Source organism: Pseudomonas sp. SWRI179, from assembly GCF_014268705.1.
Lineage (GTDB): Bacteria > Pseudomonadota > Gammaproteobacteria > Pseudomonadales > Pseudomonadaceae > Aquipseudomonas > Aquipseudomonas zanjanensis.
This window is the reverse complement of record NZ_JABWRA010000029.1, coordinates 70,205-80,525: the sequence shown is the minus strand read 5'-3', so window position 1 is coordinate 80,525 and position 10,321 is coordinate 70,205. Positions and strand designations below refer to the sequence as shown.

Below are 10,321 nucleotides of genomic sequence, written 5' to 3'. Positions count from 1 at the left end.
ACAGGGGGCGCGCAGCGGCCCCAATAAAGGCGAGGCACCAAGGGGCTGCTGCGCAGCCCAGCGGGAGCAAGCTCCCTCGCCACAGGGGTTATCTGCCACAGGGTGTGTACCTGCCTTTGGAGTGTTTCCCTGTCAGGCTTTTCGCAAATCCTGTGACCGCCGGACGCACCTGGCTGTTTTTATAACTATTTGTCGCCTCAACATAATTTCCCTCCTGAGTGCCCCTCTAGACTCCCGGCCACTTCGGTTTTTGCTGACCGAACGCTGCTATGAATCTGCCTATAACGATCCAATAAAATACCTGCGCACTCAGGAGCGAAAATGAAGAAGCTAGCCATGTTCGGTGCCCTGGCACTGTCCGTATTGTCCCTGTCGGCCGTGGCCGAAGACGCCAAGCCGATCCGCCTCGGGATCGAAGCCGGTTACCCACCTTTTTCGATGAAAACCCCCGACGGCAAGCTGGCCGGCTTCGACGTCGATATCGGCGATGCGCTGTGTGAACAGATGAAGGTCAAGTGCGTCTGGGTCGAGCAGGAGTTCGATGGCCTGATCCCCGCGCTGAAAGTGAAGAAAATCGACGCGATCCTGTCGTCCATGACCATCACCGACGATCGCAAGAAAAACGTTGATTTCACCATCAAGTACTACCACACCCCGGCGCGCTTCGTGATGAAGGAAGGCACCGCGGTCAAGGATCCGCTGACCGAACTCAAGGGTAAGAAAGTCGGTGTGCTGCGCGCTAGCACCCACGACCGTTTCGCCACCGAAGTGCTGGTACCCGCCGGGATCGACCTGGTGCGCTACGGCTCCCAGCAGGAAGCCAACCTGGACATGGTCTCCGGTCGCCTCGACGCCACGCTGGCCGACTCGGTCACCCTCGACGAAGGCTTCCTGAAAACCGACGCTGGCAAGGGCTTCGCTTTTGTCGGCCCGACTTATGAAGACGCGAAATACTTCGGCGGCGGCGCCGGCATTGCGGTGCGCAAGGGCGATAAGGCCCTGGCCGATCAATTCAGCGCGGCCATCACCGAAATCCGCGCCAACGGCACGTACAAGAAGGTGCAGGACAAATACTTCGCCTTTGATGTCTATGGGCATTAATCGCTGAACCCCAAGGTGGCCCGCCGTTGACCCGGCCGGCCGCCTTTTTCATGGGCGATTGTTTACCCTGCGCCTATCGTCATGCCGCCATTCGGAGTTCCTCATGCAACGCATCGACCATACCTTGCCATGGAGTCACCTGGGCACCGAACGCCGGCTCAGTGTGTTTCGTTACGGCCACGGCCCGCGCAAGGCCTACATCCAGGCCAGCCTGCACGCCGATGAACTGCCGGGCATGCGCACCGCCTGGGAGCTGAAGCAGCGGCTCAACGACCTGGAAGCCCAGGGCATGCTCAAGGGCGTGATCGAACTGGTGCCGGTGGCCAACCCCATCGGCCTGGATCAACATCTGCAAAGTGCCCACATGGGGCGTTTCGAACTGGGCAGCGGCAAGAATTTCAACCGTTCCTTCGTGGAGCTCAGCGCACCGGTGGCGCAGCGTATCGGTGAGCGCCTGGGCGACGATCCGGCGGCCAATATCACCTTGATCCGCCAGGCCATGACCGAGGTCCTCGATGACCTGCCGCCACCTCCTTCGCAACTCGAAGCGCTGCATCGCCTGCTGCTGCGCCACGCCTGCGACGCCGACATTACCCTGGATCTGCATTGCGATTTCGAGGCCGCTATCCACTTGTACGCCTTGCCGCAACAGTGGCCGCAATGGCGTTCCCTGGCCGCACGCTTGAAAGCGGGTGTGGCGTTGCTGTGCGAGGATTCGGGCGGCAGTTCGTTCGATGAATCCTGCTCCGCGCCCTGGTTGCGCCTGGCCAAGGCCTTTCCGGCGGCGGCAATCCCACCGGCGAACCTGGCGACAACGCTGGAGCTGGGCAGCATGGGCGATACCCGGGTGGAGCAGGCCCAGGCCAATTGTGAAGCCATCCTCGGGTTCCTGGCCGAGCAGGGTTTCATCGCCGGGGAGTGGCCGCCCGCGCCAGAGCAGTGCTGTGAAGGCTTTCCGTTCGAAGGCACGCAATACCTGTTCGCGCCGCACCATGGCGTGGTGAGTTTTCTGCGGGAGGCCGGTGAATGGGTGGAGCGGGGCGATCCGCTGTTTGAAGTGGTCGACCCTTTGGGTGATCTGGTCACCACCGTGCGGGCCGGCACCAGCGGTGTGTTGTTCGCCCTGGACCGTGGACGTTATACGCAGCCGGGTATCTGGCAGGCTAAAGTCGCCGGGCGTGAACCGATTCGTACGGGGAAATTGATCAACGACTGATAACTGCTGTCTACCTCACCGCACGCGCCTTGCCGTGCGGCTATCGAAACGATGGAGGAAGATCGATGTTCAAAGCGCTCGCCCTGTTTCTGTTGCTGGTCTCATCCGGGTTGCAGGCCCAACCCTCGTTGCACACGGACTTGCCGCTCAACTACCTGGCCCAAGTCGATGAGCACGCCCGGAACCGACCGCTGGTGATCTTTCTGCACGGTTCCGGTAGTAACGAGCAGGACCTGTTCGAACTCAAGGACGAGCTACCCCGGGACTACAACTACCTCTCGGTGCGAGCGCCGAAGAGCATGGAGCGGGACCGTTACCAGTGGTTCGCGAAAAAGGGCGACGGCGCTTATGACGGTGACACTTCGGACCTGAAGGCCAGCGGCCAGATGCTGCTGGACTTCATCGACAAGGCCCGGGCCAAATATTCGACCGATGCGAGCAAGGTCTACCTGGTGGGTTTCAGCCAGGGAGCCATGATGAGCTATGAAGTGGCCTTGCGACACCCCGAAGCCGTCGACGGCATTGCCGCGATGGGCGGGCGGGTCCTATCGGTACTGCGGGCGGAGCTGACCCCCGACGAGTCACGCCGGACGCTGGCGGTGTTCATCGGTCATGGCACGGCAGACCCGATCATCCCGTATCACGATGGCACCGAGGCCAACAGCTTCCTGAAAACGCTGGCGCTGGAACCGGAATTCCATGCCTACCCGGGCGTCGGCCACAGCATCAGCTCCCTGGAAATCCAAGACCTGCGGGCCTGGCTGGAGAGGCTCAATCCCTGACCACCGTAAGTCCCTGTGGGCGAAACCCTGTGGGAGCTGAGCTTGCTCGCGATAGCGGTGTGTCAGCTTGCATCACAGTTGGATGTACCGCCGCCATCGCGGGCAAGCCCGGCTCCCACAGGGTTCAGCGACGGACTTAGATGTTGCGTACACCCAGGTCCATTGTGGGAGCGAGCCTGCTCGCGATAGCTGTGGGTCAGCTTGCATCACAGTTGGATGTACCGCCGCCATCGCGGGCAAGCCCGGCTCCCACAGGGTTCAGCGACGGAGTTAGATGTTGCGTACACCCAGGTCCATTGTGGGAGCGAGCCTGCTCGCGATAGCTGTGGGTCAGCTTGCATCGATGCCATGTGGGCCGCCGCCATCGCGAGCCCGGCTCCCACAGGGTTCGGCGACGGAGTTAGATGTTGCGTACACCCAGGTCCACTGTGGGAGCTGAGCTTGCTAGCGATAGCGGTGTGTCAGCTTGCATCACAGTTGGATGTACCGCCGCCATCGCGAGCAAGCCCGGCTCCCACAGGGTTCAGCGACGGACTTAGATGTTGCGTACACCCTGGTCCACTGTGGGAGCGAGCCTGCTCGCGATAGCGGTGTGTCAGCTTGCATCACAGTTGGATGTACCGCCGCCATCGCGAGCAAGCCCGGCTCCCACAGGGTTCGGCGACGGACTTAGATGTTGCGTACACCCAGGTCCACTGTGGGAGCTGAGCTTGCTCGCGATAGCGGTGTGTCAGCTTGCATCACAGTTGGATGTACCGCCGCCATCGCGGGCAAGCCCGGCTCCCACAGGGTTCGGCGACGGACTCCACTGTGGGAGCTGAGCTTGGTCGCGATAGCGGTGTGTCAGCTTGCATCAATGCCAGGATGTGCCGCCGCCATCGCGAGCAAGCCCGGCTCCCACAGGGTTCGGCGACGGACTCCACTGTGGGAGCTGAGCTTGCTCGCGATAGCGGTGTGTCAGCTTGCATCACAGTTGGATGGGTCGCCGCCATCGCGAGCAAGCCCGGCTCCCACAGGTTTCGGGGCGCTTATTGACCGCTGGCGATCTGTTTCACCAACGCTACATGACCTGCTTTGTCGCTGGCCCGGGAAATGATTTGCACCGCCGCCATGCGCGTGCCGGAGGCAGCCAGCAAGGTGCTGTCGAGGGTCGGTCCACCGCCCTGGGTCGCCTGGGTGTCGAGCTGTCGCAGGCCCAGGCCGGTGCCTTTTTGCTTCAGGCTTTTTTCGCTGAGAATCTTGGCGTCCGGCAGGGACTTGAGGCGCTGAACGGCGAAGTCGGCCACGGTGGTGTCGAGGAACGCACCATCGTCATCCTTCACATTCGCCCCGTTGATGATGACGTTTTCCGCTGCGATCACCACGGTCTTGCTGGTGGCATTGCTGTACATCGTCCCCGTCGCCCCGGCGGTGCCCTGGGCAGCCTCGCCGGGGGGCAAAGGCGTCGCCGTGAAGCCCTTGGGCAAGGTGAAGATGAACTTGCCGCCGAGCATCGATACCTTCTGCGCCGGCGCATCACTGGCAGGTTTGGCCGGGGCCGCCTGGGCGGATGCCACGACCAGGCTGGCGATGGCCCCCAGCAACAGGGCGGCGGCTTGTTTACTCAGCAATGACATTGAAACTCTCCACGGATGGTCGCGCTTGAAGGCCGATCATCCCATGGGCGTCGCACCGGACTCCAGCGCCAGTGCCGAAGAGGCGTCATTTCGGCGAAAGGAGTGTGGTAACGCCGGAGCACTCCCCCCGAGATTGGGGCGTCTGGGCTAACGTCATCGCGAGCAAGCTCGCTCCCACAGTGGGGCGGTGTGGGTCTCGCCATTGGGTTCGACAGCCCCGGTGGGAGCGAGCTTGCTCGCGATGGCAGGCGGTGCCTGCGAAACCTCAGTCGGGTTCCACGTCCAGTTGCAGGCTGTCATCAGCCAGGCGTTCGGCTCGCCGGACAATGCCGCTGATGCGTTTGCCTTCGGCGCTGAACACCACGATCTGGGCCTTTTCCAGATCCGTCGGCAATGGCGGGCGCACGTGCAGCGCGAACCAGGGCGGTTCGCCGTCGTCGAGGCGTTTGACATCGAACTGGCAGTGGACGCTTTTGGTTTCGCGACCAAATAGCGTGTCGAGGCCGTAATCAATATGAGTGCTGTCGGCAGCAGCGGGTGCGAGGCGCATCGGCAGTCTCCTGGGTGGATAGGCAGGGGTGATGTTCAAGTGATCCCTCCAGAAATGGAAAATTCCATCTGATGGGCTGGGGGGAATCGCCCCAGCCTGTTGTATTGGCGAATGCTCGGCGCGGCACTGAGTCGGTGGCGTTGCTGCTAGAATCGGCCAATTGACTGAATAGAGGTATGCCCATGAGCGAGCCGATTCGCCTGACCCAGTACAGCCACGGCGCCGGTTGCGGCTGCAAGATTTCGCCCCAAGTGCTGGAAGTGATCCTGGCCGGCAGTGGTGCGCAGAACCTCGATCCGAAGCTGTGGGTCGGCAATGCTTCTCGCGACGACGCGGCGGTGTACGCCATCGACGAGGAGCGAGGAGTGGTTTCGACCACCGATTTTTTCATGCCGATTGTCGATGATCCCTTCGATTTCGGCCGCATCGCTGCCACCAATGCCATCAGCGACATCTATGCCATGGGCGGTGACCCGCTGATGGCCATCGCGATTCTCGGCTGGCCAGTCAACGTGTTGGCCCCGGAAATCGCCCGGGAAGTGATTCGCGGCGGTCGTTCCGTGTGTGACGAGGCCGGTATCCCCCTGGCGGGCGGGCACTCGATCGATGCGCCTGAGCCGATGTTCGGCCTGGCGGTGACAGGCCTGGTGCAAAAGCGCCACATGAAGCGCAACGACACAGCCACCGCCGGTTGCCGCTTGTACCTGACCAAGCCCCTGGGCATCGGCATCCTCACCACGGCGGAAAAGAAGGGCAAGCTGCGCGCCGCCGATGTTGGCCTGGCCCGTGACTGGATGTGCACCCTCAACAAGCCTGGCAGCCGCTTCGGCAAGCTCGACGGCGTGACCGCGATGACCGATGTCACCGGTTTCGGCCTGCTCGGGCACTTGGTTGAAATGGCCGACGGCAGCCAACTGACCGCGCGTATCCGCTATGACGCGGTGCCGCGTTTGCCAGGCGTCGAGTACTACCTCGACCTGGGCTGCGTGCCGGGCGGAACGCTGCGCAACTACGACAGCTACGCCAGCAAGGTCGGTCGGGTCCAGGAACTGCACAAGCGCGTGCTGTGCGACCCGCAGACCAGCGGTGGTTTGTTGATTGCTGTCACCCCCGAAGGCGAGGACGAGTTCCTGCGGGTGGCCGCTGAACTCGGTCTGGCGCTGGAACCCATCGGCGAGTTGGTCGAGCGACAGAGTCACGCGGTCGAGGTGTCTTGATGAGCCATGACATCACCGATTACCGCGACATCTTCCTCAATGATTTACCGATGATGGACACGCGCGCCCCGGTGGAATTCATCAAGGGTGCCTTTCCCGGCGTGGTCAATTTGCCGTTGATGACCGACAACGAACGGCAACGCGTCGGTACCTGTTACAAGCAGCAGGGGCAGCAGGCCGCCATCGTCCTGGGCCATCAACTGGTGTCCGGCGAGACCAAGGCCCAGCGCATCCAGGCTTGGGCCGCGTTCGCCAAGGCCCACCCCGAAGGCTTGCTGTATTGCTTTCGCGGCGGCTTGCGTTCGCAGATCGTCCAACAGTGGCTCAAGGACGAAGCGGGCATCGACTACCCTCGGGTTGGCGGTGGCTACAAGGCGATGCGCACGTTCTTGCTGGACACCATCGAGCAGGCAGTCGCCCAGTGCGACCTGGTGCTGTTGGGTGGCATGACCGGTACCGGCAAGACCCAAGTGCTGGGCCAACTGGGCAACAGCCTGGACCTGGAAGGGTATGCCAACCATCGCGGTTCGAGCTTCGGCAAACGCGCCACGGGCCAGCCGTCCAACATCGATTTCGAGAATCGCCTGGCCGTGGACGTGCTGAAAAAGCGCGCCGCCGGTATCGGGCAATTTGTGCTGGAAGATGAGAGCCGTGCGGTCGGCAGTTGCGCCTTGCCGCTGTCCTTGTATCAGCGCATGCAACAGGTTCCGATGGTCTGGCTGGAGGACAGCGTGGAGCGTCGGGTCGAGCGGATCCTGCAGGATTACGTCATCGACCTTTGCGCGGAATTTGTCGCGGTGCACGGCGACGAAGGCTTCTCGCTGTTTGCCGAGCGACTGCTGGCAAGCCTGGACAACATCCACAAACGCCTGGGCGGCGACCGCCACCGACGCCTGAAGGACATCCTGGAAGCCGCCTTGGCCGAACAGGCCAACAGCGGCGCCGTCGATTTGCATCGCGGGTGGATCGAAGGTCTGTTGCGTGAGTATTACGACCCGATGTACGTGTTCCAGCGGGAAAAGAAAGGGCTGCGGATCGAGTTCTCGGGGGAGCAGGCGGAGGTGCTGGAATATCTGCGGGAGCGGGCGGCCCGGGGCGGCTGACCACAGGTTCCATATCCACTGTCAATCCCTGTGGGAGCGGGCTTGCTCGCGAAAGCGGTGGATCAGTTGACGAGGATGTTGACTGTGCCATCGCCTTCGCGAGCAAGCCCGCTCCCACAGGGAATACCGCCTGATTATGTCGGGCAGGTCTCCTGGCCATTATCCAACCCCTGCTTATAGCTCTGGCTGGTGAGGCTGGCCTTGCCGTTGTGCCAGGTGAGGGTCAGCACATACAGCGAGTCGAAGTCTCCCGAGGCCCAGTCATCGGTAATGGTCTGCTTCTTGCCCAAGGCCTCCCCGGCGACTTCGTTGATCAGCTCCGGCAGGTAACCATGGGACCAGGCGGTATAGATGGTGGCGTTGTGGTACTTGTCGTCCAGCAGTTCATCAGCCAGGTCGCTGGTGTCGTTGGCCGAATAATTGATGTTCACCGGCAACCCGAGCTTGATGGCGCTGGGGCTGATGGTCATCAGCGGGCGAATGTAGCTGTAGGAGTTGTCCTGTTCGCCCTCCTCGACATTGCGGGTAGGGTTGGCCGCGAACACGTAATCGGCCTTGCCGAATTTTTCCGGCAACAGGGTGGCCAGGTCGATGGCGCGGTTGAGGCCCTGGCAGTTGAGCTGGCCCAGGCCGCCGGCGGGTTTCTCCGCGTGGCGCAGGAACACCAGGGTCTGTACACCGTCGGCTGGCTGGGCACGGCTGACGCTGGACTCCAGCGACAACACCAGGCCACAGACCACAAGCAGCGTCGGCAGCATCAGCCACGAACGGTGTTTGAAACGTCTGGCGAAATTCAGTGGGTTCATCATCGAATAAGTAGTCTTCGGCACGCGTGAGTCAGGCTGACAAACCCTGGCACCGCGAAGCGCCTGGCTTCGGGTGTTTTCCCTGTCGTTACGCCTCGTCGAATCCTCGGGGGGCATTGCTCAGAGTCCCTTTGAGCGCTTTGGTTCGATTCTGGCTGGTCCTGGTGCACTGTAACGATCTCCATCGGGAGATAGGAGGAACGTTAACGACAGGATGTTGCGAAATTAAGAACGGACGAGGTGAATTCCATGACGGGCAGTGATGCCGTGCCCTACATCTTGGATTATCCTCGGGCTTTCTTTCATTTCCGAGCCGACCCCATGCCCGACTTGACTTCGTTCCCCATCACCGAAAAATGGCCCGCCCAATACCCGGAGTGGCTCCAGCTCTACTCGCTGCCTACCCCCAACGGCGTGAAGGTCTCGATCATGCTGGAGGAGATCGGCCTGCCGTACGAGCCTCACAAAGTGGACTTCGCCAGCAACGACCAGCTGTCGCCCGAGTTCCTTTCCCTGAATCCCAACAACAAGATCCCGGCGATTCTCGATCCCCATGGGCCGGGAGACCAGCCGTTGGCGCTGTTCGAGTCGGGGGCGATCCTGATTTATCTGGCGGACAAGAGCGGGCAGTTGCTGGCCCAGGAATCGGCGGCGCGCTACGAGACGATCCAGTGGCTGATGTTCCAGATGGGTGGGATCGGGCCGATGTTCGGGCAGTTGGGGTTCTTCAACAAGTTCGCTGGCAAGGACTACGAGGACAAGCGGCCGCGGGATCGGTATGTCGAAGAGAGCAAGCGTCTGCTCAAGGTCCTTGATGGCCGTCTGCAAGGCCGGGACTGGATCATGGGCGAGCGCTACACCATCGCCGATATCGCCACGTTTCCCTGGGTGCGCAACTTGATCGGTTTTTATGAGGCCGGTGATCTGGTGGGTATCCAGAACTTCCCCAATGTGACGCGGGTATTGGAGCGCTTCCTGGCGCGACCGGCTGTGGCGCGCGGGTTGAAGATTCCGGAATGAGTGGCCCGACGTCCCGCCGTTTCGATTACAAGCAACTGGATGTGTTCAGCGATGTGCCGCTCAAAGGCAATCCACTGGCGGTGGTGCTGGGGGCCGACGGGCTCAGTGACGGGCACATGGCGGCTTTTGCCAATTGGACCAACCTCAGCGAAACCACGTTCCTGTTGGCGCCGCGGCACCCGGAAGCCGATTACCGGGTGCGTATCTTCACCACCTTGACCGAGTTGCCGTTTGCCGGGCATCCGACCTTGGGCAGTTGTCACGCCTGGCTGGAAGCCGGCGGCGTGCCGAAAGGGCAGGAGATCGTGCAGGAGTGCGGCGTCGGCCTGGTCAGGATTCGCCGCAGCGATCATGGGTTGGCGTTCCTCGCGCCACCCTTGCTCAAGTCCGGTCCGCTGGACGCCGAGCTGCTGGAGCGGGTGCGCAAGGGGCTAGGGCTTGCCGCGGAGGCGATTGTCGAGGCGCAATGGGTCGATAACGGTGCCGGTTGGCTGGCGGTGATGCTCAAGGATCGCCAGCAGGTGCTGACGCTTGAACCCGATTACCCGCAGTTGCTGGATCTGGCCGTGGGCGTGATCGCACCTTGGGATCGGGCCGTGGATGGCGATGAGGCCCAATTTGAAGTGCGCGGTTTCATCGCCGGTGATGGCATGCCCGAGGATCCGGCCACCGGAAGCCTGAACGCCGGGCTCGCGCAATGGATGCTGGGCAAAGGCCTGGCGCCGGCGTCCTACGTGGTCAGCCAGGGACTGACGATGGGCCGGGCCGGGCGCATTCATGTCGAGCAGGTGGGGGATGAAGTCTGGATTGGCGGCGCAGTCGTGACGTGCATCAATGGCTCGTTGACCTTGTGAGGCGATTATTGCTCGGCTGGTAACACTCTGTTCTCCAGCCGGCGTTTGTGCCCTGG

10 protein-coding genes are annotated in these 10,321 nt (G+C 62.1%); 7 read left to right on the top strand and 3 right to left on the bottom strand.

Translation table 11 applies throughout. From position 1 onward, the window contains the following. Nucleotides 1-321 precede the first annotated feature (321 nt). The 3 genes from HU767_RS17470 (at nt 322) to HU767_RS17460 (ending at nt 3,099) form a co-directional block, all read left to right on the top strand. On the top strand, nt 322-1,101 hold the full coding sequence (locus HU767_RS17470; RefSeq protein WP_186710055.1) for an ABC transporter substrate-binding protein: 780 nt from the start codon (nt 322-324) through the stop codon (nt 1,099-1,101). A 103-nt stretch (nt 1,102-1,204) separates the two neighbouring features. Beyond that, nucleotides 1,205-2,317 (top strand): succinylglutamate desuccinylase/aspartoacylase family protein, encoded by a 1,113-nt coding sequence (locus HU767_RS17465; RefSeq protein ID WP_186730095.1) that lies wholly within the window; start codon nt 1,205-1,207, stop codon nt 2,315-2,317. 65 nt (nt 2,318-2,382) lie between these two features. Beyond that, nucleotides 2,383-3,099, top strand: coding sequence for an alpha/beta fold hydrolase (locus HU767_RS17460; protein ID WP_186730094.1), 717 nt, complete (start codon nt 2,383-2,385; stop codon nt 3,097-3,099). 1,028 nt (nt 3,100-4,127) lie between these two features. Here the strand turns inward: HU767_RS17460 and HU767_RS17455 are convergent. Together HU767_RS17455 and HU767_RS17450 are read right to left on the bottom strand one after the other, a co-directional pair. Beyond that, the gene (locus HU767_RS17455; RefSeq protein ID WP_186730093.1) at nt 4,128-4,715 is read right to left on the bottom strand and encodes a hypothetical protein; all 588 of its coding nucleotides are present in this window, start codon (nt 4,713-4,715) and stop codon (nt 4,128-4,130) included. 265 nt (nt 4,716-4,980) lie between these two features. Next, nucleotides 4,981-5,265, bottom strand: a complete 285-nt coding sequence (locus tag HU767_RS17450) for a hypothetical protein (RefSeq protein ID WP_186710061.1) — start codon at nt 5,263-5,265, stop codon at nt 4,981-4,983. Nucleotides 5,266-5,447: 182 nt separating this feature from the next. Between HU767_RS17450 and selD the strand changes: the two genes are divergently transcribed. Next, the gene (gene selD, locus HU767_RS17445; RefSeq protein ID WP_186710062.1) at nt 5,448-6,482 is read left to right on the top strand and encodes a selenide, water dikinase SelD; all 1,035 of its coding nucleotides are present in this window, start codon (nt 5,448-5,450) and stop codon (nt 6,480-6,482) included. Further along, complete coding sequence (mnmH, locus tag HU767_RS17440) at nt 6,482-7,585, top strand: tRNA 2-selenouridine(34) synthase MnmH (protein WP_186710063.1); 1,104 nt, start codon at nt 6,482-6,484, stop codon at nt 7,583-7,585. Before selD ends, mnmH begins: the two co-directional genes overlap by 1 nt. Nucleotides 7,586-7,719: 134 nt before the next feature. Here mnmH and HU767_RS17435 read toward each other — a convergent pair whose 3' ends face one another. Further along, on the bottom strand, nt 7,720-8,394 hold the full coding sequence (locus HU767_RS17435; protein WP_186710866.1) for a histidine phosphatase family protein: 675 nt from the start codon (nt 8,392-8,394) through the stop codon (nt 7,720-7,722). A gap of 318 nt (nt 8,395-8,712) precedes the next feature. Between HU767_RS17435 and HU767_RS17430 the strand changes: the two genes are divergently transcribed. After that, nucleotides 8,713-9,411 (top strand): glutathione binding-like protein, encoded by a 699-nt coding sequence (locus HU767_RS17430; RefSeq protein ID WP_186730092.1) that lies wholly within the window; start codon nt 8,713-8,715, stop codon nt 9,409-9,411. Next, on the top strand, nt 9,408-10,265 hold the full coding sequence (locus tag HU767_RS17425) for a PhzF family phenazine biosynthesis protein (RefSeq protein WP_186710860.1): 858 nt from the start codon (nt 9,408-9,410) through the stop codon (nt 10,263-10,265). Before HU767_RS17430 ends, HU767_RS17425 begins: the two co-directional genes overlap by 4 nt. Nucleotides 10,266-10,321 lie beyond the last annotated feature (56 nt).

Excerpts from the sequence above, each read along its gene's own strand:
- HU767_RS17460 (WP_186730094.1), top strand. The coding sequence starts at position 2,383 with ATGTTCAAAGCGCTCGCCCTGTTTCTGTTGCTGGTCTCATCCGGGTTG.
- selD (WP_186710062.1), top strand. The coding sequence starts at position 5,448 with ATGAGCGAGCCGATTCGCCTGACCCAGTACAGCCACGGCGCCGGTTGC.
- HU767_RS17435 (WP_186710866.1), bottom strand. The coding sequence starts at position 8,394 with ATGATGAACCCACTGAATTTCGCCAGACGTTTCAAACACCGTTCGTGG.
- HU767_RS17465 (WP_186730095.1), top strand. The coding sequence starts at position 1,205 with ATGCAACGCATCGACCATACCTTGCCATGGAGTCACCTGGGCACCGAA.
- HU767_RS17430 (WP_186730092.1), top strand. The coding sequence starts at position 8,713 with ATGCCCGACTTGACTTCGTTCCCCATCACCGAAAAATGGCCCGCCCAA.
- HU767_RS17470 (WP_186710055.1), top strand. The coding sequence starts at position 322 with ATGAAGAAGCTAGCCATGTTCGGTGCCCTGGCACTGTCCGTATTGTCC.
- HU767_RS17425 (WP_186710860.1), top strand. The coding sequence starts at position 9,408 with ATGAGTGGCCCGACGTCCCGCCGTTTCGATTACAAGCAACTGGATGTG.
- HU767_RS17455 (WP_186730093.1), bottom strand. The coding sequence starts at position 4,715 with ATGTCATTGCTGAGTAAACAAGCCGCCGCCCTGTTGCTGGGGGCCATC.
- mnmH (WP_186710063.1), top strand. The coding sequence starts at position 6,482 with ATGAGCCATGACATCACCGATTACCGCGACATCTTCCTCAATGATTTA.
- HU767_RS17450 (WP_186710061.1), bottom strand. The coding sequence starts at position 5,265 with ATGCGCCTCGCACCCGCTGCTGCCGACAGCACTCATATTGATTACGGC.